A 26,870-nucleotide genomic window follows, 5' to 3' on the forward strand; every position below is an offset into this window, starting at 1 on the left:
AAAATAACTTGATCTAAAATCGATGAAAAAATTTATTTTATTAATAACAATTGTATTAACTGCAACAAGTGTAAGTGCTCAAAAAATTATTGATTCACTAACGTATGAAAACACACAAGACATAAAGTTCTTTAAAAAAATTAGAAATAGAACTTTAGTTAAAAAATACAGAACAATAAACGATAATGTAGTTAAAGTAGGTGATACCATTATTTTAGGAACTCCAACTTCACAAGAGTTAAGTTCTAGAACTCTTTCTGGACTTTATGGTAAAGAAGTAAAATTCGGGTATTCTAGAACCAGAAGTACTACTAAGAAAACTTATGAATTTATAAAAAAAGGAAGACCTGCAGGATTTGGAAGTATCATGAATGCTTTAGCTGGAGAAGACGAAATTATGGCTAGTAACAACTTAAAAAACACCAAAGCTATGGTTAAAGAAATAAAAGCCTATCACAGAGGGAGTAAAAAGAAACCTTTGTTTTTAGTCATGGTACTAGGAGAAATCAATGGTAGAGCTTTTGGAATAAATAAATACTTAAGTGTTATGGACACTGAATTGGCTATTGAATCTGGTGAGATTTTATTAAAAAACAGAAAAATGACTAGAGAAGAAGCCATTTCAAAATTAAAAGAGGCAAAAACTTTACTAGATATAGAGATAATATCTCTTGAAGAATTTGAAGCTTTAAAAAATAAATTACGTCCAATTATAATGGAGAAAAAGTAATTTTTAGTCAAAAATCGTGTAAGGAAACATCTTTTGGAGTAAAACAAATCCCTTCCTTTAATTAACTCTGATATAAGCTTCCCATTTATTGTTTCTTAACAAAAAACAAACTTAAAATGAAAAAAATAAAATCAATTTTATTACTTCTAATTACTTCATTAGCCTTAATGAGTGTTAGCTGTAAAAATATGAAGTCAAAAGCTAAAAATGTAAATACAGTTAATAATTTACAACAATATGTTGGCGAGTATATGTATGAAGCAACAGGAATTATAATACATATTTACACCAAAGAAAAAGAGAATGGCGCTAAACTATATTTGTTTGTATCGGGAGATACAGAAAGTGAATTGATAAAAACAGGAGAACATAAATTTGCTTTTAAGAATGAAGAAGGGTTTAAATTAGAATTTAACAATTTAGAGAATAATGTTTTTAATGAGTTAATTCTAATACAACCTCAAGGAACGGTCAAAGCAATTCGTAACGGAAAAGTAAAAATAGATGACCTTACTACAATTGATAAAAAACTTATTAAAAGAGGCTTTTCAGGAGTAATTTTAGTTGCTAAAAATGATAGTATAATATTTAATAAAGCTTATGGTAAAAAAAATAGTAAAGCAAATGGATTGAATGATATCAATACCGTTTTTAGTATTTGCTCTATTACCAAACAATTTACTGCCGCTGGAATACTAAAACTATCAATGCAAGATAAACTTTCAGTAAACGATAAACTTTCAAAATACTTTGACGCAGTACCAAAAGACAAAAAGGATATAACCATTCACCAACTCCTAACACATTCCTCTGGCTTAAGAATTGGAATAGGTGGAGATTATGATGCAATTACAGAAAAGAAATTTATAAAAAAAGTATTTCGCAGTAAATTGATTAGTCCAGTAGGTCAAGAATTTCATTATTCTAATGTGGGGTATAGTTTGCTCACTCTTATAATTGAGAAAGTCAGTGGAATGGATTATGAAACTTTCCTGAATGAAAACATTTTTAAGCCTTCAAAAATGTATTATACGGGTTATACGATTCCAAATTGGAAAAATAACCAAGTTGCCAATGGTTTTTTAGATGGAATAGAAGCTAAAAAACCAAATGAAGAAAATTGGAGTAACAATGGTCCTTATCTCAATCTTAAGGGTAATGGAGGTATTTTATCAAACACCAATGACCTCCTACTTTGGAGTAAAGCAATAAGAAATAATATCGTACTTGATAAAGAAACAACCTCAAAATATTTCTATCCTCATTTTGAATATAATGGAGGAAATGAAAATTATGGTTATGGTTGGTTTATTGAAAACCATAATTCAGAAAGCAAGTTAATACATCACTCTGGTGGAGGTGATTTCTTTTCAGGTGACTTCTGGATATACCCTAAAAAAGACATCACCATTATTGTTCTTAGTAATACACCTGAATTATATGTTACTTCAATTGCAAGAAAAATTTCAAACTATGTATTTCAAGAATAAAATCCAGTTTTCAAAATATATTTAAAGGTTAGTTTAACTTTTTTATTGTTATCAAGCATTTGTTATCTCAACATATAACTTTAAAAGATACTACTAAAGGAGTTAATAATGATAAGCTAGCCTATGTAAATATTGGAACCATCTCTAATGAAATTAATGATTTGCAGATTAGGATATATCAAGAAAACCATAGCGAACAAGACCCCTTTCAGTATAGTAGACAATTATTAGGGAAAGTAATTTCTCGTTTATCTAGTCTTAGAGATTGGAATGTTCAAAAAGATGTTACCATAGCTATATACGTAACAATAAAACAATAGAAGTATTGGTTTTTGATTAATTTTTGATTCATGATTACGTTGCTCAATTGAGTAACGTAATCTTTTCTTGAACTATAAACCAACTATTACAATGAATAAATCAGATCAATATTTTATATTAAAAGACAAAAGAAAATTAGGATTTACTCAATATGGTAAATTAAATGGTTTCCCGATTGTTTATTGTCATGGTTCTCAAAGTTCGAGATTAGAAATGCATTACGATCTTTCGTTTACTTTTAAAAACAACTTAAGAGTAATCACTATTGACAGACCTGGCCATGGATTATCAGATTTTAATTCGAACGGAACTATTTTAAGTTTCGCTAGCGACACTAAACAATTACTGGACTATTTGAAGGTTGATAAATTTTCTGCCGCGGGAATGTCCGCAGGCTCTCCTTTTGCCTTAGGCATAGCTTATTTATTTCCTAAAAACGTTTATAAAACTACAATAATCAATGGTTTTGCTCCATATACTAAAGAAAGTAAGCAGCATCTATCAAAAGAAGTCAAATTAATGTTGAGCTTCGCAAAATCATTTCCTTTTTTGTTAAAACACTTACTGAAACTACAAGCAAAACAAGTAGCTAAGAACCCCCAAAAATCACTTCAACATTTTTTAAAAATCATGAGTGAACCCGATCAGAAAATCCTTAAAAACACTGCTGTAATAGAAGTTATTGAAGGCATGTATAAGGAAGCTTTTAGAAATGGAAGCAAAGGTATTGCTTATGAAATAGCAAATATTTTAGTAAAAGACTGGGGGTTTAAACTAAATGAGATTCCAGTTCCTATTGCTTTTTGGTGTGGAATAAAAGATAATAATGTACCCTATGAATGGACTGAATTAATGGCATATAGAACAAACAAGGTTACCTTAAACAAATGCCTTAATGAAGGACATCTATTATTGTTTAATCATGCTGAAGAAATATTCATAGATTTATCAGTATAAAATGAATACATCATAATTATTAAAAAAACATATCTTATTGAATCATGTCAAAATCGTTATCATACTATCTACTCTTACTCGCATTAAAGTTAAAAGGAGTAAAAAAGAATTTCAGTAAGTCTCCAATTGATTATATGAAGATTCGTAAAGAAGATGTACACAAACCAAAAGGCTTTTTTTCCAAAACCTATATATTAAATAAATTTAATATACTTGAAACTCTAGTAACTGAAATAGGCAAAAATGAGCACGCTATCAACTTACTAATTTATATCCCTGGAGGTGCTTTTATTTCGGGTCCTGCTCAACATCATTGGGATTCTGCTCAAAAAATTATTAGCAACAAGAAGTACAAAGTTTGGATGTGTGATTATCCAAAATCACCAGAAAACAAAATATTGAAAATATCAGAGAATATAGATGCTATATATACTAGTGCTTTAGAACAATTTCAAGCAAACAAAATTTCTTTTATTGGAGATTCTGTTGGAGCAACTTTAATAACTAGTTTAATTCAAAGACTCGTTATTAAAAACGTAGCATTACCTAATAAAATTATCCTTATTACCCCTGTTATGGATGCTAGTATGTCTAACCCAGAAATTGAAAGAATTAATAAAATTGATCCAATGCTTTCTAAGAATGGAGTACTAAGTGCTAAGAAAATGTGTATTGATAACAATGATTTAAAAAATGTAATGATTTCTCCTTTGCATGGTAGCTTTAAAGTGTTTCCAAATACTATTTTATTTCTTGCTGAAAATGACATAATGTATCCAGATGGTAAATTAGCTGCTCAAAAAATGAAAAAAAATAATGTCGAGCTTAGGGTAATTATAGGAGATGGTATGCCGCATATATGGCCGCTTTTACCAATAATGAAAGAAGCGAAAATCTCTTTTAATGAAATTATTCGATTACTTTAAGTCCGCTATAATATATAACCAACCTTTTAACTTAAAGTTTTAAAATTTCAGAAATTAAGATGCCTCCAATATACATTCTAGATTTAACCATGATCCAGGCATAAAAAAAACGATTGTAAAACAATCGGTTTTTTTAGTAGCGGGAACAGGACTCGAACCTGTGACCTTCGAGTTATGAGCCCGACGAGCTGCCTACTGCTCTATCTCGCGATTTGTGGTTGCAAATACACATATTTTCTCCAGTTAAATCCTGATAAATTTTAATTTTTAAAAAAATCTAAAACTAATCATTATCACCTTAAAAGAGCTCCTCATTCAAATAATATAATAAAAATAGAAATCAATTTTGATATTTTAATAACCATATTCAAAAAGAATAATTATTATCCCATTTACTTCATAATACTATTCTATTCGGTATAAATGAAAAATTCAAATACAAATTGTATTATCTCTCTACAAAATTCTTCGCCATCATAAAAGCATTGTAAGCATTTACTACCTTTCCAGACTTTGACAATTCAGAGAAAGGAATTAGTTTTTCAGCACCATCTTCTTGACTAAATGGAATATTAACTTCATAGGAAGTGCCTGAATCCATCAATATTTGCTTTACCTGTTTAGCCGAAAGACTTGGGTAATAAGAGCGTATAATTGCAGCAATAGCAGAAACAATAGGAGCCGCATAAGATGTACCACTAGATTCTGTATAATTATTATTAGGAGAAAAAGTTGATATCTTTTTTGAAGGTGCAAAAATATCCACATTCTTTTTACCATAGTTGTAATTGCCTGTGAAGATACTCTTATCTGTGAATTTTGTGCATCCTCCTACTACTATCATATTATCTACCAATTCCCTCCCGAGTTTATTATTATCATTTGGAAACCTAACTACCCTATCCAAATTCACCCCTTCATTACCAGCTGATTTTACGATAAGCACATCCTTTTTCTCAGCATACCTAAGAGCATTGTCTACAAATTCTTTATTTATGGAAAATGATTTTGTTTGACTTAAATTAATAACTTTAGCTCCATTGTCTACGGCATAACGAATGGCTAGAGCCGTATCTTTATCTGTAGGATCACCTATACCAGTAATACATAAAGGCATGATTTTAATTGGCATAAAAACTTCATGAGTTTCTTTTATATCTTGTAAAGCACTAATAATGACTCCTGACACTTCTGTTCCATGATCTATTTTATGAGTAACACTAGAAAATAAAGGGCTACCATACTTAGTATCATTAATATCATAAATATCATCACCAATCTGTTCTCTATTGTCATAATCTAAATTTAAACAGCTTGTTAAGGAATTTCTTTTATGATTTAAAAAATCAATAAATTCCTTATATGGATACCCGTCTTCATGCATTTTTTTCACATATGAAATACACGTTTTCAAGAGAGTATCTTTAGATTTAAGCGCATTTATATTATGCAAAGTAAGTTGCTTCTTTTGAAACGCTTTTTTTAACGTATCCATACAAAACACATAACCTGGTTCCGCCGCTTTATATGGGCCTATTTCCTCTTTTAATGTTTTATCGATTTTATCATAGGATTTTTTTACAGAATCATATGAAAAAAACACTTTTTTTTGTTCCTTTAGTTTAGTTATTTCTTTTTCTGAAAACTTTCGAAGAATTCTTGTCTCTTCTATTAATGTATATTCTAAACTCGAACCATCCTTTTTTTTTCCTAAAAAATTCCAACCATGTACATCATCTACATAGCCATTATCATCATTATCTACACTATCATTTGACTCTTCTTTTTTATTTAACCATAAAAAGTCTTTGAAATTTTCATGATAAATATCTATATCTGAATCTAAAACCGCCACGATCACCTCTTTCTTAATCTTTTTTGAATTAGTAGCAATTTGATTAAAAAGTTTAATAAAGTCTGTGCTAGCCAAACTATCATTTTTCTCTTTCATCCACCAATTTTTATTAATTTCTAAAGATTTTGAATTAGTAGTCTGAGCCAATGATGTACTGAAACTCAGAATGGAAATTAAAATATATAACAGTTTAAACTTCATAAATAATATTTAGGTTAAAAATAATTATTGTCTAGTTATAAAACTAGACAATAATTATTAAAATTTTAGGACTCAAAATTAATTACCTGAACTACTTGAACTACTACCTGTACCTGGAATAGGAATCCCTAAAATAGTAATAGGTTTCTTTTTCTTATCATCCTCTTCATTGTCCTTCTTATCTTTATCTCCTGGCCCAATTAATTCTCCATCACCTCCTTTAATATGATGCAATCCGATTACTTTGAATATTTCGAAATCCTTAATTTTTTTTGTAGTTTCCATAGTAATAAAATATTTATGATTAAATTCTATCGCAAAGTACTTCAAAAAACTAAATTCTTAACACGTTAAAATTCAAACAGTAGTCTTAATTTTAAAAAAACGACACATAAAAAGCTCAAAACCAGACAACTAACACTCGTCCTTTAATTTACAAACAAAGTCTGAAGGATACATCCCTGTTGTATTTTTAAAAGCTTTAGAAAACGGCTCTGCATTTTTAAACCCTACTTCATTAGCCATCGCTTGTACAGAAAAATTCTTAAAAGAACGATCGTTTCTTAGTTTATCTAATGCAAGTTCAATACGTAAGTCATTAACATAATTTCTAAAACTCTTACCATAAAAATGTTTAATTACTCTTCCTAAATAATTAGCATTAGTATTTATTTTTTTTGCAACTGATGTACTCGTGATATTTTTATCTGTAAAAAGTAATTTCTTCTCAAAGTTATCTAATGATTTTAAGATCTCATTTGCCACCTCCTTAGCAATTCCTAACTCTACTTGCTCTTCTGAAGTATCTAAATTGGTATTTGTCTCATTTACTCCTAGTTTTTGTTTTTTAAGAATAATTTTATCGAATTTATCCTGATACTGCTTTTGTAATTTCTTTCTTCGTCTTATTTCATAGACAAACAAACCAGAAACTAAAAACAGCAAAAACAACCAGAAATACAATCTTTTTTGAGATTTATCAAGTAACGATTCTAGATACTTTTTCTCATTAATTAATATAGGCTCATCTATTCCTTTTACTATACCTTCGTATATAAATGCATAGTTTTTATGTGTAATACTATCAAATCTTATCAATCTTTCAACATAATATAATTGTTTGATAGTATTTTTCTCCTTTTTATAATGTGAAATTAGTTTCTCATAGCCAGACCTTACAGGAGGATAAATATCTCCTAATATACTATAAATACTATCCATACGATTCAGATCTTTTATCCCTTCATTTTCTTTTCCTAACTCAAGTTTAGACAAACCTATTACATAATAGCAAACTGCTATGCTTTTTAAATTTTCTGAGTTTTTAAATTCTGGAATCGCTTTTTGAGCACTATCAATAGCCAGTTCATATTGCTTTTTATCAAAATGAACTTCCGCCATATTTAACCTAACCTTATTTATATATTCTTTTGCCCATTCATACTCTCCATATTTTTGAACTTCCTTATTTATTGTTATCGCAGAATCTAACTTTTTATTCAATCTAAAAGCATTCGATAATAAGTGTAAGGTGTTTAAGTATGAAGACCCTATTTTAGCACTAACCGTATCAGCTTGATTATCAACAACTTCTTTCAAGTACTTATAACTACTTCGAAAAGCATTTAAGGCTTCTTTATATTTTCCAATCCTTTCCTTGAGAATACCTAAACTAATATTAGAGGAATTTTCATATTTTTTCAATCCAGCCTTTTTTGCCACCCTATAAGCTTCAATTTCATTCGCAAGAGCTTTTTTAAAATTTCTCTTTCTACTATAGTAACTTCCCTTATCGTTATAGGCAGACCATAACCAATCACTTGCATTAATTAAAGTTGAATACTTTATTAAACTATCATTGTATTTAAAATGGCGATCTTTCTCTTCATATGCAATTATATAATAACCAGTAGCTATTTTTAAAGTATCTTGATCTTTATAAGCTTTATCTAAAAATGCTTTAGCATACAGGTCATAAAGTGTATCGTTTTCTCTACTATAATAGAAATATGTATATAACTCTTCATATGACTTATCTTTTAGAGTATCTTTAAGTTGTTTTTTTGAACCTTCTTGACATACACCACAAACAGCATTTAGAAAAAAAATAAACAAAAATGATGTTAATTTCAATTTCTTAATCATATCTTTTTTACAATTGAGTAGGTTTATATTAAAAATTTTCTACAAATATATAATTTACCTATAACAAATAAATCTCCCTAGAGTTACCAAGTAATTCACTCATTTCTACACTATCTTTTTTTTAAAAATCCGTGTCAGTATTTTTAAAATTCAGCGTAAGGTCACTTTTTTTTACTCTTTTTCCAGTTTTTATTTGCAGTGTGATTCGGTAACAAGGGAAAGTTGATATGAATACAAATCACAATTAGTAAAATGAAAAATACTAAAAATGATCTGTATAGATAGAAAAATATTTTTGCAAAAATTGTCATAAAACTATGGGTGACATTAAAAAAATCATAGAATAAAGTAACTTTTAAACGTTTAGAAACATGACTCAAATTTTATTAATCATTCTCATAACGTTTATTCAAATAATTTTAAAAAAATGAAAGTTAAAAAAGCAATTTTAGGTTTAAGTTTAAGTTTAGGACTTCTATTTTCAATGAGCACAGTACAAGAACAAACATCTGCAAATGCTGGTTGGGCTGTTGCTAAATATGCTCTTGGAGATGGTGGTGGAACTCAAGCTTTTATGCAAGCGGCAGGAGCTACAGGAGGAGCTGCGGCAGCTGCTTGGTATGGGGCTCAAGAAGGAGCTAAATTTGGGGCATTTGTTGGTGGACCTTGGGGCTTAGCAATTGGAGCAGGATTAGGAGCTCTTTAATCAAATATGTTTTATCCTTTAAGAACCTTTGAGTTCTTAAAGGATAACTTTTAAAAATTATAAATAATGAAGTATTTGCTTTTTTCTTTAATTTTTATTTTTAGTATTAATATATTCAAAATTATACTGGCCATTATAGCTTCAAGTTTTTACAATGAAGATATATTCAAGAACATTAATTTAAGACCCAAATTTATTATAACTGAATTTTTAGTTTTATCAATTATACTCTCAATATCTTTATTCATCCTTGAAAACTATTTTATTTCTACTCATACTATAGCTCTTTTTTCTATATTTTTAATGTCATTAATACCTAGCTATAACTTTATAATCTCTCCTCTGAAATATATTTTTTCAGGAGGATTGCACAAAAAAAACAAAGAGCTTGAAAAAGTTATTAAAAGCAAAGGGTTTGATTACAACATAGTTATTATTAATGCTAATGTCGTAAATGCATATGCCACCGGTATTTTACCATTTTCTAAAACAATACTTATAGGTAAGAATCTAAAAGATAATATGACTGATGAAAGTTTATTATCGATAATATATCATGAAATAGGTCATTTAAAACTTAATCATTTATTAAAGCATTACTTCATAAACATTCTACTCTCTGTAGCCTCATTATTTATTTTTTTTATAAGAAACTACTATTTAGACCAAGTAGAACATACAATTTTTGAACCTTTATCTATTTTCATTCTAGGATTATTTATTGGCTTGTCTTTCTGGTATATTCCAGGTAAAATACAGTATAAATTAGAACTTGAAGCTGATTCGTTTGCTGCTAAAATAGTGGGTCCTGAAAAATTCAAAAAAGCTTTAATAGAATTAGATGTTCTTAGTTCAGGTGGAGTTAGTAAAGGAGGGATAACTCACCCTATACTCTCAAAAAGAATTGAAAATATTTATACAAAATGAAAAACTTTATCTTATCAATACTAATCGTTCTTAGTGGTTTTTTCTATTACACAGATTTTCAAACAAATGAACAAAATACTCTCACCGAAAATAACATAAAACTTAAAGTAAACTATAGCGCATCAAAAACCATTGATTCAGACCTTAACTTTTTTGATATATTTATTAATAACCTAATAGTTGGTCTAATACTATCTGTATTTGGTTTTTTATCAGGTGGTCTTATTACAGTTGTTGTTCTTTTTTGGAACGGTTATATTCTAAGTATAATTTATGGCTTTGCCACTAAACTATTAAATTATCAAGAAATATTATACTACTCAAAACATATACCTCTTGAGTTTTTAGCTTTTTTACTTCTTTCTTCAATTGGTTTTAAAGGATTTCTTTTTTACAAAAAAACGTATACTCAAAAAAAACCGGACTTAGAAAGAATACCAAAAATCAAAGAGTTTATACTTCCTATAGCCTTACTTTTTATTGCATCAATAATTGAAACTTTATGAAACGAGAAACAGAAAAAAATATATCGGAATTTTTAATTGTTATACTAGCTTATCTCATTTCCTTAATACTATCAGGTGTATTTAGAATTAACAGTATATTAAATACCCTTAACAATGAAATTGTAGAATCTGCAAAACTATCCAGCTACGTTGGTTTAATAACGAGTTCAATATTTTCATCTATTGTAATAATAATTATTGCACTCATTGCCTATTTTACAATTAAAACTTTCAAATTAAAAATAGAAACAAACTTATTAATTGACGGGATAACCACTTCTATATACATTCTAATTATTTTTGAGCTAATTAGAGTCATATTAACATTATTAATATTTGACGAAGCTGTAGCCTCTATAGCCTTTCATGATAATATTATAGTAGGTCTAAAAAATAGTAAATGGTTCTTTTATGACAGTATCATTAAATACCTAATGATTTTATCAACAGGGATAGTTTTTATATTAAATACAATACCAAAAAACAAAAACTATTCTAGTGTTATTTTATTGAGCGCCATAATTTCAATTTGCTTCTATATTTCAACAATAAACCTATCCATTACAATATAAATTAGAACAAATGGAGGTTCTGAAAGTAAAACCTCTTGTATAATTTTAAATAGCTGAATATTATTTAAAATTAAAACATAAAAAAAAACCGATTGTTTTACAATCGGTTTTTTAGTAGCGGGAACAGGACTCGAACCTGTGACCTTCGGGTTATGAGCCCGACGAGCTGCCTACTGCTCTATCCCGCGATTTGGACTGCAAACATACGACCTTTTCTCACTTCTATCCAAATTAAAAAGGCTTTATTTTCTATAAAAACAGCTAAGTATCCTAAAAACAGCCAACTAAAAAAATCATTCTTTTAACTTAAAACAACTTATCTTTGCAATATGACACATAAAGCAGGATTTGTAAACATCATAGGGAATCCAAATGTTGGAAAATCGACCTTAATGAATGCCCTAGTCGGTGAAAAATTATCAATTATTACTTCTAAAGCCCAAACAACCAGACACCGTATTTTAGGTATTGTGAATGGAGAGGACTATCAAATTGTTTTTTCAGATACACCGGGAATCATTAAACCAGCATACGAACTACAAGAATCTATGATGGATTTTGTAAAATCTGCTTTTGAAGATGCCGATGTACTTATTTACATGGTTGAAGTAGGAGAAAAAGAATTGAAAAACGAAGCCTTCTTCAATAAAATAATTAATAGTAAAATACCTGTTATCTTGTTACTGAATAAAATTGACAAATCGAGTCAAGAAGAAGTTCAAGAAAAAATTGAATACTGGAAAAAGAAAGTTCCTAGTTCCTTCGTTTATGTAATTTCTGCTTTAGAGAACTTTAATGTAGAAACGGTATTTTATAAAATTATAGAACTATTACCTGACGCACCTCCTTTTTATCCTAAAGATCAATTAACCGATAAACCAGAACGTTTCTTTGTAAATGAAACGATTCGTGAAAAAATTCTTCAACAGTATAAAAAAGAAATTCCTTACTCTGTCGAAGTAGAAACGGAAAGCTTTGTTGAAGAAGAAGATATTATCAAAATTCGATCTGTAATTATGGTTGAAAGAGATACTCAAAAAGGAATCATTATAGGTCACAAAGGAAGTGCAATTAAAAGAGTGGGTACAGATGCACGTAAAGACTTGCAACACTTTTTTGACAAGAAAGTATTTTTAGATTTACATGTAAAAGTGAATAAGAACTGGCGTTCGAATGAACGACAATTAAGAAGGTTTGGTTATAAAGACTAATCCCTAACCTTTTTTAATAACTGTAAAGTAAACGCTTTTAGTTCATCCATTTGTTTTTGTCCAGTGGACTTCCCCAACCTGCCTAAAAAATATAGGGTAACCCAAACAATAGGAAGTACAATTAACATGACTATTGGAAAAAAAACATCTTTATCTAAAGACCAATTGGAGTATGCTATAATTCCAAATATAATAAAGGCCGTAGCAACTCCAAAATGGATAAACATAAACAAACTCCATACTCCAGGTTTAGGACCAAACAAGCCTTTAAGCTTTGATGCATCTTCCTCCATTGGTTCTACTTCTACATGTAGTTGAGGAGACCAAAAATGCTCGTCTTTTTCAGAAACATCAATCACTAAATGATTATCTACAATCTTTGTTCTATAATTTCTCTCTTCCTTCAATAACTCTTCTACTTTTGAAACTAAAACAGTAGCATTCATTTTAAAATCAATTTGAAATCGAGGTTTTAAAAAAATTTGATTGTAAATCTTATCATCCATTGCTAAAAATTTGTCTAACAATGTACAAAAAAACATCCTATAAAATTAAACACAACAAATCTTACAGTAAGTTGTATCTTTGCACAAATTTTTTTCAGAAATGAGTAGTATTGTTGCCATAGTAGGAAGGCCTAATGTAGGAAAGTCAACATTTTTTAACAGATTAGTAAAGCGTAGAGAAGCTATTGTAGATTCTGTAAGTGGTGTTACTCGTGATAGACACTATGGAAAAACAGAATGGAATGGTAAAGAATTCTCTGTTATTGATACTGGTGGATATGTTGTTGGATCGGATGATATTTTTGAAGGAGAAATTAGAAAGCAAGTTCAGTTAGCAATTGATGAAGCAGATATTATTGTTTTTGTAGTTGACGTTGAACAAGGAATTACTCCTATGGATCAAGCAGTGGCTAAAATCCTTCGTCAAGTAGAAAAACCTTTATTTATGGCTGTAAATAAAGTTGATAATGCTATGCGTGATGCAGATGCTGTAGAGTTTTATAACTTAGGACTTGGTGATTACTTTACAATTTCCTCTATTAACGGAAGTGGAACTGGTGAATTATTGGATGCCATTGTTGAAGAAATTCCGGAACCTCTTGATGAAGAAGAACAAGAAAATGAATTACCTCGTTTTGCTATTGTAGGACGTCCAAATGCAGGAAAATCTTCCTTCATTAATGCTCTTATTGGTGAAGATAGAAATATTGTAACCAATATTGCGGGTACTACAAGAGATACTATTGATACCAAATACAATCGTTTTGGCTTTGAATTTAATTTAGTAGATACGGCTGGAATCAGAAAAAAATCGAAAGTAAAAGAAGATTTAGAGTTCTATTCGGTAATGCGTGCTGTACGTGCTATTGAGCATTGTGATGTTGCTGTATTAGTAATTGATGCAACCAGAGATTTTGAAGGACAAGATGAGAAAATCTTTTGGCTGGCAGAAAAAAACAGAAAAGGAGTTGTTATACTAGTTAACAAATGGGATTTAGTGGAGAAAGAAACAAACACAATGCGTGATTTTGAAAATCAAGTACGCAAAAAAATTGCTCCATTTACAGATGTACCAATTGTATTTATTTCTGCATTGACAAAACAACGTATCTTTAAAGCAATAGAAACAGCTGTTCAAGTTCACCAAAACAGATCTCGTAAAATACAAACAAGTAAGTTGAACGAAACTATGTTAGAAATCGTTCAAAACTTCCCTCCTCCAGCTACAAAAGGTAAATTTATCAAAATCAAATACTGTATGCAATTGCCAACACATACACCGCAATTTGCATTCTTTGCTAATTTACCACAGTATATTAAGGAGCCTTATAAACGTTTCGTGGAAAATAAATTACGAGAACACTACGATTTTAATGGTGTTCCTCTTGGAATTTATTTCAGACAGAAGTAATAAAGTTTAACAATATTTAAACGACATATTTAGTAGTTTTTTCTTTTTTTTGACGCTTGAAAATTAGTGTTCAAAAACTATGAAAAAGCTACTCTTTATTTTTACTCTATTGATTGTTAGTGGGGTTTTTTCTCAATCTTACCAATTTAAAATTTTTGGAAAAATCCAATCAGAAAAAGAACACAATCCTGTTGAAGCCGCAACTATTCACTTAGAAAAAATAAAAGATAGCGCCATTATTTCCTATACTATTTCTAATGACAAAGGAGATTTTTCTTTAACTGGAAAATCATTTCATAAAGACGTCAAATTGTTTATTTCATTTATTGGAATGGACAACTACAGTAAAACAATTTCTTTAGATAAAACTTCAGTCTTTGACTTAGGAACGATTTCTCTAAAAAATCAAACGAATCTATTAAATGAAGTGATCATTAAATCTACAGCTCCAATTACAATTAAAAAAGACACTTTAGAATTTAATGTAAAGTCATTTAAAACAAAGAAAGATGCCAATGTTGAAGACTTATTAAAAAAACTTCCTGGAGTTGAAGTAAACGAGGACGGTAAAATAACCATTAATGGAAAACCAGTAAATAAAATTTTGGTTAATGGAAAACCTTTCTTTGGCAACGACCCTACGATTACTACTAAAAACCTTTCTAAAGAAATCATCGAAAAAGTTCAAATTACTGATACCAAATCAAAATCAGAAGCTTTTACGGGTGAAAAAGGAGATACAAGTAACAAAACAATTAACCTAACCATAAGTAAAAAAAACAACAAAGGATGGTTTGGAAGAATGTCGGCAGGACTGGGAACAAATCAGCGCTTTGAAGGGGCTACCATGATCAATAGATTTGACAATAATACTAGAGTTAGTGTATTGGCGAGCGCTAATAACATCAATTCTCCAGGCTTTAGTTTTGGTGAGATTCAAAAAATGTTTGGGGGAGGATCTGCAATGTCTTTTACTAGAAATACGGGAAGTTCAGGAATACTAAAATCTAAAACAGCCGGAGCTACCTATGCCGACCAATACTTAAAAGGTTTTGATATAAACGCTAACTATTTTTATTCTGGAAGTGATGCTACGAACTACTCAAAAAACAATAGAGAGTACACTATCAATATACCAGATCCAACAGATCCTGATAAACAAATAGTGCAACAATATTTTACAAATTCAAACTCAAATTCAAATGACGAAAACCACAATCACAATGTTAATACGAGTTTGGATATTAAAATAGACTCAACTTTTTTAATCAATATAACTCCTTCTTTTGTCTTGAATAAAAGAAAAAGACAGTTTTCTAGAAGTGAAGAAACTCTTGATGAAAATAAAACACTAACTAATAATTTCTTGAGTAATTCTTATACGGAAGCAGATGCAAAAAACTTTGGAAACGAAATAGACATTACCAAAAAACTGGGAAAAAAAGGTTCTTTTATTAAAGTTTCCTTTTCAAACCAAATAGACGAATCAAATACTAAAGAACTTTTTACCTCAACAAGAGAAATTTACGGAAGTACTTCAAGTATAGAAATTAGAAATCAAAAAAGTAGTACCCAAGAGAAGTTCAATAGTTTTCGAACACGTCTAACGTATCGATTCCCAATAGTTTCTAAAAAGCTCTTTCTAGGTGCCAAATATAGTTATCAAGACAATGAAAGAAAAAGCTTAGAAAACACATTTGATTTTAATACTTCTACACAAGAATATTCTGACCTCAACACAGCATTAAGCTCAAACTTTACTTATAAAGATATTACCAAAACTCCAGCCATCGAGTTAATTTATAATCAAAAAAAATGGCGTTTTAATTTTGAAGTAGGTTTAGTTAAAAGATCTATGGAAAACATTGATGAATTAAGACCTCAACTAAGTCTAAAACGAAACTTTAATAATTTAACTGTTGATGCTGGTTTTAGACATCGTTTTGATTCGAAAGCTTCTATTTTTTTCGATTATAGAATTGATAACAAAGCCCCTGCTTTAAGTCAACTACAACCTTTTACCAATATAAGTAGCCCTACAAATATAATTATGGGTAACCCGAATCTAAAACCTTCACAAAATCATCGAGTGTATATTAACTTCAATAAATTCAATTGGCAAGCTCACTCGGGAATGTTCCTTTATATAATTACGAATTTACGTAATAATCAAATTGTAGCAAACTCAAGTATTGATGCTAATCTTATTAGAACAACAACCTATCAAAACACAAATGGAGCATATGATATATCTGGTGGTGGTTCATATAGTAAAAAAATAAAATTAGATTCAATTAATAGTATTAATGTAAGAATTGGGATGAACCTAAGTACTTTCAAAAACATTAACTTCTTTAACCAAATAAAAAACGGATCTACTACTAACTCTTTCAGACCTAGCTTAGGGATTACCTATGAAATTAAAAAGGTATTAAGTATTGAACCTAGATATGACGTTTCTTTTTCAAATACGAGTTTTGAGAACAACACCACTCAAAATCAAAACTTCACTAGACATACGTTGAGAATACTTACTAAAACGAATATTCCTAAAAAACTAGAATGGAGAAACGATATTCGTTATTCATATAACCCAGACGTTATAGGATTTAATAAATCTGCTTGGTTTTGGAATGCTGCACTCTCCTACTCAATCTTTAGTAACAAAGCCTATCTTTCATTAAAAGCTTATGACGTATTAAATCAAAATAACAATGTAAGAAGAAGAGCTACATTAAACTATATAGAAGATTCTGAAAGTACTGTTTTACAGCAATATTTTATGCTTGGTTTTAGTTGGAAATTTAACAGTTTGGGCAAAAAAGGAAAAGCACGAGATTATAATTCGTATCTATAAAAGTAAAAAACATCTAAAAGATACTTTTTTTGTATCTTAAAGCAAGGAAAAAGGGACTATTACGACCAATAATTAACAATTTTGTAAATTTGCAATAAAAAGATACAAGGGGAATCATGAAAATATTATCTGCATCAGACACTATAAACTTAGAGTTACCTGTACAACTGAATGTTAGCTTTAGGAAGGTATATGATATGATTAAGGGCTATGCGAGTGAGGAATCTAAGAACCATCCTTTCCATGCTTCAGCAAATATTATGGTGAAGAGAGTAGAAAAACACCCAGAGTTAATTGAAGGTTTTTCTGATTTATCTTTACTTGAAGAGCATAAAGAAATTATAGAGTTCTTATTAGATGGTTTATTTCCTGTTGCTTTAACAAATAATGAAATTAAAGCAGCAACTATTCCGTTCTCTTTTACTTCATTTAAATTTACCGAGCGTTTTGAAAACATCTTAAAAAATGCTGGAGACGATTATGAATTAAGAGTGCGTAACTTTGAAGATGATGTAATGTATATACATGCATGTACTTTAATACTCGCAATGCATTATAATTATCCTATTGATTTAAAAAGACCTTTCTTTTTTGACATTCCAGATACGGTTCAAAATATAAACAAATACTACAGGGTAGCTTTTAACGGTGATTTCATGGATATTTATCCTACGAAAGATGCTCCAAAAATCACAGAAGACGATATCAAAATATTACTCGACAATTTTGATAACATTGAAGTATGGAAAGAGAAATTTCCTCCAAACAGCTATATCTTTAAAGGCTTTGGCATTATGAATCTTTTTGATGTTAGTGCCGATGAAACAATTTCCTCTATTCAGAATGATTTATTAAGAGCTGATGAGAATCTGATCGTTGATTTACAAAAACATTTAGGTGAGTTTTTCAATGTAAAAGATTTACGAATTGGCTATTCTATGTTTGATGAAACTATGAATAGTTTAGCTTCATCTAGATTAAGAAAATCGCAAAGCTTAATTTTAAAAATAGATCATGATGTTTCTTGCTCTAATGATAGCTTCTTTTGCCAAGGAATTATTCATAGAGTATTTCATGAAAAGCAACCTTTAGCTATATCAGATACTGAAAAGTATGGAAAAGATTCAAATTACAACCAATTCTATCTAAACTTAAAGAGAGAGAATATTGGTAGTATTATCCTTTTACCAATTCAAGCTTCTGAAGAAAGTAAAGAAATGGCTATTTTAGAAATAGCTTCACCAAGACCGTATGAATTAAACTCGTTGAATCAAAACAAACTAAAAGATTTGATTCCTGTATTTAAATCGGCTATTAAACGTGCTTCTGAAGAACATATGAATACCTTAGAAGCTACGATTCAAGAACATTATACTTCTATACATCCTACTGTGAAATGGCGTTTTTATGAAGCTGCTGAAAACTATCAAAAGGATATTTTAGAGAAAAAAGAAAATATTAAAATAGAGAACATCGTTTTTAATGAGGTATATCCTTTATATGGTCAATCAGATATCAAAGGCTCATCTATTGCAAGAAACGAAGCTATTAAGGAAGATTTAACCACACAGCTTACGCTAGCTATATCTGTTTTAAAAGAAGCTCTTAAAGCAGAAACTTTACCTATTTATGATGAGTTAATGTTTAGAGTTTCTGAATATTTAACCGATGTAAAAGATGGCCTTAAAGCTGGAGATGAAATAGGTATTTTAGATTTCTTAAAACGTGAAATCTACCCAGTATTTAATCATATAAAAGAAATTAACACGGAATTAAATGCACTAGTTAAGACCTACATGAATCGTTTAGACGAAAACCTTCATGTGGTTTATGAAAAGCGAAAAAACTATGAGCATAGTGTTACTCTTTTAAATGATAAACTGGCTAAGTTTATTGATAAAAAACAAGAAGAAGCTCAAAAAATGTTTCCGCATTATTTTGAACGATACAAAACAGACGGTGTGGAGTACAATATGTATATAGGACAATCATTAACAAGCGAACAAAAGTTTGATGATTTATATTTATACAACCTTCGTTTATGGCAATTGCAATTAATGTGCGAAATGGAAAATGTAGCTTTTAAAGCTACCAATGAAATGGAACACAAATTAAGGGTTGCATCTTTAATACTTGTACACAGCAATCCGCTTTCTATTAAGTTTAGAATGGATGAAAAGCAATTTGATGTTGATGGGGCTTATAACATTCGATATGAAATTATCAAAAAACGAATTGATAAAGCTCATATAAAAGGAACAGATGAACGCTTAACGGTACCTGGAAAAATAGCGATCGTATACTCTCAAGACAAAGATGCTAGAGAATATATTAAATACATCAACTACCTACAATCTAAAAACTTATTAGGTAAGGTAGAAACTTTAGACATTGAAGATTTGCAAGGAGTTTCTGGTTTAAAAGCCTTAAGAGCCGAAGTAATTTATCATAAAAACTTCGATGATAAAAAAACAATTACCATTGATGAGTTAATGGAAGAATTCAAATCATAAAAAAAAGCGACGGTATCGTCACTTTTTTCATTTTATTTAATATTATTTTTCTAAACCGGAACTACTTCTTGTGCTTTAAATGCCATAGCAAAAGCTATCACACTTACTACTATTCCAATAGCAAAAACAGTATATGTAATTCTCAACAGCTTATACTTTCTATTTAACACAAGTCCCAAGAAGTACAAGTCTTTTGTTAATGAACCGTATAAATAATCACGGTCTTTCATCATTTCATTCATTCCCCATTCAAAATCTGGTAAAGTCATTTGATGGAAATTACCAAAGAATAACAAATTCACTTTTTTATTTGCTACATCCTCTTTTGTAAACTTACCTTGGGTTACATTGGGTCTTGTTGACAATACCGATAGTATAATTGACACTACTGTAAACGCAACAAAGATTAATGACGGTATAATTAAATAATGGTTTGATGGGTTATCTAATTTTGGTAATAGATTAGATAAAGCTAAAGACATAATAATAGCATTAACTGAAAGTAAGATATTGGCTTTCGTATCGGCTATATCACTTAAAGTAATATGATTTCTTAATGCTACTCTAAACATGGTTTCAATTCCACGTTCTGGTAACTCTATCTTATTCTTTTTTAACTTTAATTCCTCCTTCTTCTGCTTTATCTTATTGGTATCTTGCTTTAACTTTTTCTGTTCTTTTAATAATTGAACTAAGTTTTTTCCTTTTACTTTGTCCCATTTTTTCGAGGCCGTATCTGAATAAAAACGATGATGGGTTGTTAAGAAGTTTATATTCTCCTCTATCCATTCGCTATCACTAACAACCTTGTTTTGAGTTAACTCCCACTCTCTTCGCAATAACTCAGAATACTCAGCGTAATTCTTACCTCCAATATGAGAGCAATCGGCATCTTTCAAAAGCTTTTCTGATTCTGTTTTAGGAATCACGCTCATCTTAGTTGCCTCAATTAATCGAGAAACATTTTGTATTCTCTCTTTAGAAAGCCCTTTTTCTTTTAAAAAACCAACAGCTTTTTCAATACTAGCATCTTCATGGTTTTCCATAGAAATTGTATATCCTACATCATGAAACCAAGCAGCCATTATTAAATTTTCTGCCTCCTCTCCTTCTATCTTAGCATCTTCAATCAATTCTTTCGTCTTCTCTACAACTCTCTGTGTGTGAGCTATATTATGATACAAAAACTTAGAATCTAAGTTCTCATTCAACTCATGAATTACGAATGCTTCTATCTCCGTAAATAACGCTTCCATATAAATGTTTTTTGCTAAATTAACATAATTTATCGAATGTATTAGTAGCTATAATTTCGTAAGCTTTACAATACCTATCGACAAAACTTAAAAAACTATATTTTAGTATATTCATAGTACAAAAAACACATTATGCTTACCTGGAAAGATATTATACATTTTGCCGTAAATGGCAATCCAAAACCTGATAAAAGAGTTGAAAAAACCGCAGAAGAGTGGAAAGAAATCCTTACTTCAGAAGAATTTCAAATTACTCGATTAAAAGGAACTGAAAGAGCTTTTAGTGGAGAACATTGTTCTACATTTTCTTTAGGAAAATACAACTGTACGTGTTGTAATACTCCTTTGTTTGACTCTAGTATTAAATTTGATTCTAGCTCTGGATGGCCAAGTTTTACACAACCTATTAAAGAAAATGCAGTACAGTATGAAAAAGATACCACACATGGAATGGTGAGAGTAGAAATTTTATGCAATACTTGTGATGCACATTTAGGGCATGTATTTCCCGATGGTCCTGAGCCAAGTGGACTGCGTTTTTGTGTAAATTCATTATCTATAAAACTAGAAAACAATGCCTAAAAAAATAGCTACAGTTGGTGGTGGATGCTTTTGGTGTACAGAAGCAATCTTCCAAGAAGTACAAGGAGTAGAAAAAGTAGTATCAGGATATACAGGAGGTAATGCTCCTGGCAAACCAACGTATAGAGAAGTATGTTCTGGATTAACAGGACATGCCGAGGTGGTTCAAATAACTTTTGATTCTGATATTATTTCTTATGAAGAAATTCTTACCATTTTTATTACAACGCACGATCCAACCTCTTTAAATAGACAAGGTGCCGATGTAGGAACACAATACCGTTCTTCAATTTTTTACAATAATCAGCAAGAAAAAGATACTGCCGCAAAGGTTATTGAAACATTACAACCTTATTTTGATAATCCTATTGTAACTACCTTAGAAGAACTCACTGTTTTTTATCCTGCAGAAGAGTATCATCAAGATTATTACAATCAGAATAAAGAACAGAACTATTGCAATTTTGTGATTACTCCAAAACTAGCTAAGTTTAGAAAAATGTATGCTGATAAACTAAAATAGATGTTTCAAAAAATTAAACTTTACGGAGCCGAGCGTTGCCATAAAACGCAATATTATATGCAATTTTTAAAAAATAAAAACTTCGATTTTGATTTTTTAGACGTTGAAAAAAATGAGCAATTCGCCCAAGAGCTCCGTAGTTTATATGAAAACAACAAACTCAACTTCCCTACAATTGCCATTGGTAAGAAAAAGCTAAGAAATCCGACAGATAAAGAACTAATCAAATGGTTAGAAAAACTAAAACAACCATAAACATACTATTTAATGAGAAGTTCACGGCTAAGCATCATAAACAACAAAGGATATAAATTACAAGCACATCTTGAACTTCCCGAAAATGAATCTCCAGAGCATTATGCAATTTTCGCACATTGCTTTACCTGTAGTAGTACCTTAAATGCTGTTAGAAATATTAGTCGCGCATTAACAAAATATGGCTTTGGAGTTATTCGCTTTGATTTTACAGGTTTAGGAAGAAGTGAAGGGAATTTTTCAGAAAGTTATTTCTCTGCCAATGTGGATGATTTAGTTGCAGTAAATGAATACATCACACAACATTACAAAGCTCCTAGCTTGTTAATTGGACATTCCTTAGGAGGTGCAGCTGTTATTGTTGCTGCTTCTAAACTTTCAAACATAAAAGCAGTGGCAACTATCGGTGCTCCTGCAGATGTTAGTCATGTGAAACACCTATTTTCTCATGGTATTGAAGAAGTAAAACAAAAAGGAGAAGTAGAAATTAATATTGGAGGAAGACCTTTTCGAATTAACAACGAATTTGTTGCTGATTTTGACAAAACCGATTTAGCTGAAATCACAAAAAAACTAAGAAAACCCATTCTTATATTTCACTCCCCTATTGATACTATTGTTAGTATTCAAAACGCTCAAGAACTCTATATAAATGCGCATCATCCCAAAAGCTTTATTAGCTTAGATAATGCCGATCATTTACTAACAAACCCTCAAGACAGTATCTATACAGGAAACATTATAGGAACCTGGGTACAACGATATTTCCCTAATAAAGTCTAACATTTAAAACTCAAATTATGAATATAATAGAAAACATCAAAAATTACTTTAGTGCAAAAGAACAAGGAGATACTGCTATGAAAGCTCCAGAAGGTATATGCCCAAATTGCTGGGGTAAGCAAGAATGGGAAGGAGAATATTATAAAAAAATCAAAGCCAATAATATTACACCAGAACACAACACTTATAACAGTTTTGTTCATGAAATAAGTTCTAAATTGGATAAAATTGTACTCAAAGAAGACATCTTAATATGCGAAACCTGTAATGTTTCCTATAAAAGTTAAATTATGACCTATGCTGATTTTAGAAATTCACAACACTTCTTCAACACACCTGAAGGAAAAATAGCTTATATAGATATAGGCAATAAGGATGATGAAGTAATTCTATTACTTCATGGAATCCCTACTTCTGGTTGGTTATATCGAAAAATGATCGCCATTCTTAGTGCTAAAGATTATCGCATCATTGCTCCAGACATGCTTGGTTTTGGAAATAGCGATTCTCCTAATGGGTATGATGTATATGAAGAACCTAAACAAGCCCAACGTTTGTTGGATCTAATGGATCACTTAGAAATCGACTCTTGGTCTCATGTGTTTCATGATGTTGGAGGTTTGTGGACTTGGGAATTACTAAAGTTAGCCCCACATCGAGTACAGCATTTAATTATTTTAAACACCATTATTTACGAAGAAGGATTTGTTCCGCCGATGCGATTTGGTAAAAACTTATTTACCAAACTAGTTATGGCTTTATATACATTTAAATTCACCAACAAAATATTAATAAAGAATTTGTTTAAAATGGGGTTATTACACAATAACCTTATTCAAAATGATTTAGAAGGATATCAAAAACCATTGTTAGAAGGTAAGAACAAAGCAATGTATTATTTCTTTTCTAGAACCTGTCATAATTTACCTAGTTATAAAAAACTGTTACCAACATTAAATATTCCCACTTTAGTACTTTGGGGAGATCGAGATGATTTTTTAAAATGGAAACCTCAAGAGCATTTAGTAAGCAAAGATCTAAACATTGCTCCTGAGAATATTCATATATTAAATGCAAAACATTTTGTTCAAGAAGAAAAGTCTAAAGAAATTTGTAATTTCATTCTAGCATTTATAAAATAATAATGAAGCTTAACATTCAAGATACTTTTAACAAGGAATTACCTGCTGATAAAATTTTAGAGAACTCACGCAGACAGGTATTAGATGCCTGTTTTTCATACGTGACTCCTAAAAAAACAAGCAACCCGAAACTTATACATGTTTCCGAAGAAATGCTAGCAGCAATTGGTATTTCTAAAGAAGAAGCGCAAACGGAAGCCTTTTTAAAAGTATTTACTGGAAATGAAGTTTTAGAAAACACACATCCATATGCCATGTGTTATGGCGGACATCAATTTGGAAATTGGGCAGGACAGTTAGGAGATGGAAGAGCTATCAATTTAACTGAAGTAGTTCATAACAACCAGCGTTGGGCGCTACAATTAAAAGGAGCTGGCGAAACTCCCTATTCAAGAACGGCAGATGGATTAGCAGTACTACGCTCATCTATTAGAGAGTACTTATGCAGTGAAGCTATGTATCATCTTGGAGTATCAACTACAAGAGCCTTATCACTTTCTTTATCAGGAGATGAAGTTTTAAGAGATGTGATGTATAACGGAAATCCGGCCTATGAAAAAGGAGCTATTGCATGTAGAGTTTCTCAAAGTTTTATACGATTTGGAAACTTTCAAATTCTTGCTGCTCGCAAACAACATTTAATTTTAAAACAATTAACCGATTATACCATTCAGCATTTTTATGCTGATATTACTTCAGAAGGAAAAGAAAAATACCTCGACTTCTTTACAGAAGTTCGTAATAGAACTATAGACATGATTATTCATTGGCAACGTGTAGGTTTTGTCCATGGAGTTATGAATACCGATAATATGTCTATACTCGGACAAACTATTGATTATGGTCCATACGGATGGTTAGAAGGTTATGACTTGGGTTGGACTCCTAATACCACCGATGCTCAATTTAAAAGATATCGATACGGAAACCAGGGCTATATTGGTCTTTGGAATTTGTTTCAGTTGGCCAACGCCTTATATCCTTTAATTGAAGAAACCGAACCTTTACAAGAAATTCTAAATGAATACAATACTATTTATGAAGAAAAATATCTTGCAATGAAAAAAAGCAAGTTAGGATTAACAGCTTCTAAGAAAGATGACAAAGAACTTGTTGGTAGATTGGAAGAAACACTGCAACTATCAGAAACTGACATGACTATTTTCTATAGAAACTTATCCAATATTTCTTCGGAAGATAGTTTTGAAGTGGCTTTTGATAAAACTAAAGATGCTTTTTACACACCAAACGAAATCTCCGATGAAATCAAAACACATTGGAAAGATTGGTTCGATAGATATTTAAACAGACTACAAGAAGAATCTCTTTCAGACCTAGAAAGAAAACAACAAATGGATTTAATAAATCCAAAATATGTTTTAAGAAATTATATGGCTCAGTTAGCCATAGACAAAGCAGATAAAGGAGACTACAGCCTTATTGAAGAATTCTACCAACTTCTAAAAAAACCATATGATGAACAACCAAAATATCAAGAGTGGTTTGCTAAACGACCAGAATGGGCAAGACACAAAGTAGGATGCTCTATGTTGAGTTGTAGTTCGTAAAACCTTCATCTGTAAAATATATACAAGCTTCCGTAAAATGTATACATCAGCACTCTAAAGCTGCTATAATTTTGCATCGTAAATATTTGATAACTAATATTATTAAAACCAATTACGATGAAAAAAACAGCATTAATCACAGGAGCAAGTAGCGGAATAGGAAAAGAACTAGCACAAATTCATGCAGCAAAAGGAGGAAGCTTAATTATAGTAGCAAGAAGAAAAGAAAAACTAGAAGAATTAAAAACAGCATTAGAAGTTAAATACGATGTTAGAGCCCTTACTATTGTTAAAGATTTGAGTCAACCCAATGCAGCAAAAGAATTGTATAATGAGGTCAAAGAAAAAGGACTTGAGGTAGAGTATTTAATTAACAACGCTGGATTTGGACTAAGAGGGAAATTTCATGAATTACCTTGGGAGCGTCAACTACAAATGATGAATCTAAACATGGTTGCACTAACAGAGCTTACCTATTTATTCTTACCAGAAATGGTAAAACGTAATACTGGTAAAATATTAAATACCTCATCAACAGCATCGTTTATGCCTGGACCACTCCAAGCCATTTATTTTGCTACCAAAGCGTATGTAACCTACTTTGGAAATGCCATTGCAGAAGAATTACATGACACCAACATTACAGTAACTACATTAATGCCTGGGGCTACAGAAACTGAATTTGCAAAAACCTCAGGAATGGATAAAACGGGCTTATTTGAAAAAACAGTTACCGCTCATTCCGTTGCAGAAGATGGATATAAAGCCATGGAACAGGGTAAATTAGATGTAGTATCGGGATTAACGTTTGCACAAAATTTAATGATGAAATCAATTCCTTTTACTCCAAAAAGAACCCTGTTAAAACAAATTCGTAAAATGCAAGAAGTTTCTTAAGCAGAATAATACGTAAATTTATAAAACTAA

Annotated in this window: 25 protein-coding genes, 2 tRNA genes and 1 pseudogene; 21 read left to right on the forward strand and 7 right to left on the reverse strand. The window is 30.4% G+C overall.

Going from position 1 to position 26,870, the window contains the following annotated elements; all coding sequences use genetic code 11:
- The first annotated feature begins 22 nt into the window (after positions 1 to 22).
- The 5 genes from Q0873_RS13020 (at position 23) to Q0873_RS13040 (ending at position 4,424) form a co-directional block, all read left to right on the forward strand.
- On the forward strand, positions 23 to 730 hold the full coding sequence (locus Q0873_RS13020; RefSeq protein WP_299107982.1) for a hypothetical protein: 708 nt from the start codon (positions 23 to 25) through the stop codon (positions 728 to 730).
- Between the two features lie 116 nt (positions 731 to 846).
- Complete coding sequence (locus Q0873_RS13025) at positions 847 to 2,220, forward strand: serine hydrolase domain-containing protein (RefSeq protein ID WP_299107984.1); 1,374 nt, start codon at positions 847 to 849, stop codon at positions 2,218 to 2,220.
- A 59-nt stretch (positions 2,221 to 2,279) separates the two neighbouring features.
- Complete coding sequence (locus Q0873_RS13030) at positions 2,280 to 2,540, forward strand: hypothetical protein (RefSeq protein ID WP_299107986.1); 261 nt, start codon at positions 2,280 to 2,282, stop codon at positions 2,538 to 2,540.
- Between the two features lie 91 nt (positions 2,541 to 2,631).
- On the forward strand, positions 2,632 to 3,498 hold the full coding sequence (locus Q0873_RS13035; protein ID WP_299107988.1) for an alpha/beta hydrolase: 867 nt from the start codon (positions 2,632 to 2,634) through the stop codon (positions 3,496 to 3,498).
- A 44-nt stretch (positions 3,499 to 3,542) separates the two neighbouring features.
- Positions 3,543 to 4,424: an alpha/beta hydrolase gene (locus Q0873_RS13040; protein ID WP_299107990.1), complete on the forward strand. Its 882-nt coding sequence runs from the start codon at positions 3,543 to 3,545 to the stop codon at positions 4,422 to 4,424.
- A 137-nt stretch (positions 4,425 to 4,561) separates the two neighbouring features.
- On the opposite strand, the gene Q0873_RS13045 is transcribed toward Q0873_RS13040, so the two are convergent.
- The 4 genes from Q0873_RS13045 to Q0873_RS13060 form a co-directional block, all read right to left on the reverse strand.
- Positions 4,562 to 4,634 (reverse strand) — tRNA-Met (locus Q0873_RS13045).
- Between the two features lie 238 nt (positions 4,635 to 4,872).
- Positions 4,873 to 6,480, reverse strand: a complete 1,608-nt coding sequence (locus Q0873_RS13050) for a S8 family serine peptidase (RefSeq protein WP_299107992.1) — start codon at positions 6,478 to 6,480, stop codon at positions 4,873 to 4,875.
- 78 nt (positions 6,481 to 6,558) lie between these two features.
- Positions 6,559 to 6,765 carry a hypothetical protein gene (locus tag Q0873_RS13055; RefSeq protein WP_299107994.1) on the reverse strand — a complete coding sequence of 69 codons (207 nt, stop codon included), beginning with the start codon at positions 6,763 to 6,765 and terminating at the stop codon, positions 6,559 to 6,561.
- A gap of 129 nt (positions 6,766 to 6,894) precedes the next feature.
- The gene (locus tag Q0873_RS13060) at positions 6,895 to 8,625 is read right to left on the reverse strand and encodes a helix-turn-helix domain-containing protein (protein ID WP_299107996.1); all 1,731 of its coding nucleotides are present in this window, start codon (positions 8,623 to 8,625) and stop codon (positions 6,895 to 6,897) included.
- 427 nt (positions 8,626 to 9,052) lie between these two features.
- Here Q0873_RS13060 and Q0873_RS13065 point away from each other — a divergent pair, with 427 nt between their 5' ends.
- The 4 genes from Q0873_RS13065 to Q0873_RS13080 all read left to right on the forward strand — a co-directional run bounded on the left by Q0873_RS13065 (position 9,053) and on the right by Q0873_RS13080 (position 11,336).
- Entirely contained in the window at positions 9,053 to 9,331 is a 279-nt protein-coding gene (locus tag Q0873_RS13065) for a hypothetical protein (RefSeq protein WP_299107998.1), read from the forward strand.
- A 66-nt stretch (positions 9,332 to 9,397) separates the two neighbouring features.
- Positions 9,398 to 10,258 carry a M48 family metallopeptidase gene (locus tag Q0873_RS13070; RefSeq protein WP_299107999.1) on the forward strand — a complete coding sequence of 287 codons (861 nt, stop codon included), beginning with the start codon at positions 9,398 to 9,400 and terminating at the stop codon, positions 10,256 to 10,258.
- Positions 10,255 to 10,764 carry a stage II sporulation protein M gene (locus tag Q0873_RS13075; protein ID WP_299108001.1) on the forward strand — a complete coding sequence of 170 codons (510 nt, stop codon included), beginning with the start codon at positions 10,255 to 10,257 and terminating at the stop codon, positions 10,762 to 10,764. Before Q0873_RS13070 ends, Q0873_RS13075 begins: the two co-directional genes overlap by 4 nt.
- Entirely contained in the window at positions 10,761 to 11,336 is a 576-nt protein-coding gene (locus Q0873_RS13080; RefSeq protein ID WP_299108003.1) for a hypothetical protein, read from the forward strand. Before Q0873_RS13075 ends, Q0873_RS13080 begins: the two co-directional genes overlap by 4 nt.
- A 115-nt stretch (positions 11,337 to 11,451) precedes the next feature.
- On the opposite strand, the gene Q0873_RS13085 is transcribed toward Q0873_RS13080, so the two are convergent.
- Positions 11,452 to 11,524, reverse strand: a tRNA-Met gene (locus Q0873_RS13085).
- A 132-nt stretch (positions 11,525 to 11,656) separates the two neighbouring features.
- Between Q0873_RS13085 and era the strand changes: the two are divergent.
- Positions 11,657 to 12,547, forward strand: a pseudogene (gene era, locus Q0873_RS13090) (GTPase Era); the annotation flags it as partial.
- On the opposite strand, the gene Q0873_RS13095 reads toward era, so the two are convergent.
- On the reverse strand, positions 12,544 to 13,053 hold the full coding sequence (locus tag Q0873_RS13095) for a GTP-binding protein (protein WP_299108005.1): 510 nt from the start codon (positions 13,051 to 13,053) through the stop codon (positions 12,544 to 12,546). The pseudogene era and the gene Q0873_RS13095 sit on opposite strands and share 4 nt — an antisense overlap.
- Before the next feature lie 100 nt (positions 13,054 to 13,153).
- Between Q0873_RS13095 and der the strand changes: the two genes are divergently transcribed.
- From der to Q0873_RS13110, 3 genes are all read left to right on the forward strand, one after another.
- Positions 13,154 to 14,464, forward strand: a complete 1,311-nt coding sequence (gene der, locus Q0873_RS13100) for a ribosome biogenesis GTPase Der (protein ID WP_299108007.1) — start codon at positions 13,154 to 13,156, stop codon at positions 14,462 to 14,464.
- Positions 14,465 to 14,543: 79 nt separating this feature from the next.
- Entirely contained in the window at positions 14,544 to 17,321 is a 2,778-nt protein-coding gene (locus Q0873_RS13105) for an outer membrane beta-barrel protein (protein ID WP_299108009.1), read from the forward strand.
- A 116-nt stretch (positions 17,322 to 17,437) separates the two neighbouring features.
- Positions 17,438 to 19,834, forward strand: coding sequence for a GAF domain-containing protein (locus tag Q0873_RS13110; protein ID WP_299108012.1), 2,397 nt, complete (start codon positions 17,438 to 17,440; stop codon positions 19,832 to 19,834).
- A gap of 50 nt (positions 19,835 to 19,884) precedes the next feature.
- On the opposite strand, the gene Q0873_RS13115 is transcribed toward Q0873_RS13110, so the two are convergent.
- Positions 19,885 to 21,090, reverse strand: coding sequence for a Pycsar system effector family protein (locus Q0873_RS13115; RefSeq protein WP_299108014.1), 1,206 nt, complete (start codon positions 21,088 to 21,090; stop codon positions 19,885 to 19,887).
- Positions 21,091 to 21,222: 132 nt separating this feature from the next.
- Here Q0873_RS13115 and msrB point away from each other — a divergent pair, with 132 nt between their 5' ends.
- The 8 genes from msrB to Q0873_RS13155 all read left to right on the forward strand — a co-directional run bounded on the left by msrB (position 21,223) and on the right by Q0873_RS13155 (position 26,840).
- Entirely contained in the window at positions 21,223 to 21,672 is a 450-nt protein-coding gene (msrB, locus tag Q0873_RS13120; RefSeq protein WP_299108016.1) for a peptide-methionine (R)-S-oxide reductase MsrB, read from the forward strand.
- Complete coding sequence (gene msrA, locus Q0873_RS13125) at positions 21,665 to 22,195, forward strand: peptide-methionine (S)-S-oxide reductase MsrA (RefSeq protein WP_299108018.1); 531 nt, start codon at positions 21,665 to 21,667, stop codon at positions 22,193 to 22,195. The genes msrB and msrA overlap by 8 nt, the downstream gene beginning before the upstream one ends.
- Positions 22,196 to 22,450 carry a glutaredoxin domain-containing protein gene (locus Q0873_RS13130; protein WP_299108020.1) on the forward strand — a complete coding sequence of 85 codons (255 nt, stop codon included), beginning with the start codon at positions 22,196 to 22,198 and terminating at the stop codon, positions 22,448 to 22,450. It begins immediately after the preceding gene.
- Between the two features lie 12 nt (positions 22,451 to 22,462).
- Positions 22,463 to 23,233 carry an alpha/beta fold hydrolase gene (locus Q0873_RS13135; RefSeq protein WP_299108022.1) on the forward strand — a complete coding sequence of 257 codons (771 nt, stop codon included), beginning with the start codon at positions 22,463 to 22,465 and terminating at the stop codon, positions 23,231 to 23,233.
- Between the two features lie 17 nt (positions 23,234 to 23,250).
- Positions 23,251 to 23,520 carry a hypothetical protein gene (locus Q0873_RS13140; RefSeq protein WP_299108023.1) on the forward strand — a complete coding sequence of 90 codons (270 nt, stop codon included), beginning with the start codon at positions 23,251 to 23,253 and terminating at the stop codon, positions 23,518 to 23,520.
- A 3-nt stretch (positions 23,521 to 23,523) separates the two neighbouring features.
- Positions 23,524 to 24,375, forward strand: coding sequence for an alpha/beta hydrolase (locus tag Q0873_RS13145; RefSeq protein WP_299108024.1), 852 nt, complete (start codon positions 23,524 to 23,526; stop codon positions 24,373 to 24,375).
- 2 nt (positions 24,376 to 24,377) lie between these two features.
- A complete protein-coding gene (locus Q0873_RS13150) occupies positions 24,378 to 25,943 on the forward strand; it encodes a protein adenylyltransferase SelO (protein ID WP_299108026.1) in 1,566 nt (521 codons plus the stop codon).
- A 117-nt stretch (positions 25,944 to 26,060) separates the two neighbouring features.
- A complete protein-coding gene (locus tag Q0873_RS13155) occupies positions 26,061 to 26,840 on the forward strand; it encodes an SDR family oxidoreductase (protein ID WP_299108028.1) in 780 nt (259 codons plus the stop codon).
- Positions 26,841 to 26,870 lie beyond the last annotated feature (30 nt).

Origin of the sequence: uncultured Tenacibaculum sp. (genome assembly GCF_947498805.1) — a bacterium.
In the GTDB taxonomy this organism is placed as follows: domain Bacteria; phylum Bacteroidota; class Bacteroidia; order Flavobacteriales; family Flavobacteriaceae; genus Polaribacter.

What these genes read in the sequence shown, in the direction of transcription:
- Q0873_RS13020 (WP_299107982.1), top strand. Translation starts at nt 23, where the DNA reads ATGAAAAAATTTATTTTATTAATAACAATTGTATTAACTGCAACAAGT.
- Q0873_RS13025 (WP_299107984.1), top strand. Translation starts at nt 847, where the DNA reads ATGAAAAAAATAAAATCAATTTTATTACTTCTAATTACTTCATTAGCC.
- Q0873_RS13035 (WP_299107988.1), top strand. Translation starts at nt 2,632, where the DNA reads ATGAATAAATCAGATCAATATTTTATATTAAAAGACAAAAGAAAATTA.
- Q0873_RS13040 (WP_299107990.1), top strand. Translation starts at nt 3,543, where the DNA reads ATGTCAAAATCGTTATCATACTATCTACTCTTACTCGCATTAAAGTTA.
- Q0873_RS13050 (WP_299107992.1), bottom strand. Translation starts at nt 6,480, where the DNA reads ATGAAGTTTAAACTGTTATATATTTTAATTTCCATTCTGAGTTTCAGT.
- Q0873_RS13055 (WP_299107994.1), bottom strand. Translation starts at nt 6,765, where the DNA reads ATGGAAACTACAAAAAAAATTAAGGATTTCGAAATATTCAAAGTAATC.
- Q0873_RS13060 (WP_299107996.1), bottom strand. Translation starts at nt 8,625, where the DNA reads ATGATTAAGAAATTGAAATTAACATCATTTTTGTTTATTTTTTTTCTA.
- Q0873_RS13065 (WP_299107998.1), top strand. Translation starts at nt 9,053, where the DNA reads ATGAAAGTTAAAAAAGCAATTTTAGGTTTAAGTTTAAGTTTAGGACTT.
- Q0873_RS13070 (WP_299107999.1), top strand. Translation starts at nt 9,398, where the DNA reads ATGAAGTATTTGCTTTTTTCTTTAATTTTTATTTTTAGTATTAATATA.
- Q0873_RS13075 (WP_299108001.1), top strand. Translation starts at nt 10,255, where the DNA reads ATGAAAAACTTTATCTTATCAATACTAATCGTTCTTAGTGGTTTTTTC.
- Q0873_RS13080 (WP_299108003.1), top strand. Translation starts at nt 10,761, where the DNA reads ATGAAACGAGAAACAGAAAAAAATATATCGGAATTTTTAATTGTTATA.
- Q0873_RS13095 (WP_299108005.1), bottom strand. Translation starts at nt 13,053, where the DNA reads ATGGATGATAAGATTTACAATCAAATTTTTTTAAAACCTCGATTTCAA.
- der (WP_299108007.1), top strand. Translation starts at nt 13,154, where the DNA reads ATGAGTAGTATTGTTGCCATAGTAGGAAGGCCTAATGTAGGAAAGTCA.
- Q0873_RS13105 (WP_299108009.1), top strand. Translation starts at nt 14,544, where the DNA reads ATGAAAAAGCTACTCTTTATTTTTACTCTATTGATTGTTAGTGGGGTT.
- Q0873_RS13110 (WP_299108012.1), top strand. Translation starts at nt 17,438, where the DNA reads ATGAAAATATTATCTGCATCAGACACTATAAACTTAGAGTTACCTGTA.
- Q0873_RS13115 (WP_299108014.1), bottom strand. Translation starts at nt 21,090, where the DNA reads ATGGAAGCGTTATTTACGGAGATAGAAGCATTCGTAATTCATGAGTTG.
- msrB (WP_299108016.1), top strand. Translation starts at nt 21,223, where the DNA reads ATGCTTACCTGGAAAGATATTATACATTTTGCCGTAAATGGCAATCCA.
- msrA (WP_299108018.1), top strand. Translation starts at nt 21,665, where the DNA reads ATGCCTAAAAAAATAGCTACAGTTGGTGGTGGATGCTTTTGGTGTACA.
- Q0873_RS13130 (WP_299108020.1), top strand. Translation starts at nt 22,196, where the DNA reads ATGTTTCAAAAAATTAAACTTTACGGAGCCGAGCGTTGCCATAAAACG.
- Q0873_RS13135 (WP_299108022.1), top strand. Translation starts at nt 22,463, where the DNA reads ATGAGAAGTTCACGGCTAAGCATCATAAACAACAAAGGATATAAATTA.
- Q0873_RS13140 (WP_299108023.1), top strand. Translation starts at nt 23,251, where the DNA reads ATGAATATAATAGAAAACATCAAAAATTACTTTAGTGCAAAAGAACAA.
- Q0873_RS13145 (WP_299108024.1), top strand. Translation starts at nt 23,524, where the DNA reads ATGACCTATGCTGATTTTAGAAATTCACAACACTTCTTCAACACACCT.
- Q0873_RS13150 (WP_299108026.1), top strand. Translation starts at nt 24,378, where the DNA reads ATGAAGCTTAACATTCAAGATACTTTTAACAAGGAATTACCTGCTGAT.
- Q0873_RS13155 (WP_299108028.1), top strand. Translation starts at nt 26,061, where the DNA reads ATGAAAAAAACAGCATTAATCACAGGAGCAAGTAGCGGAATAGGAAAA.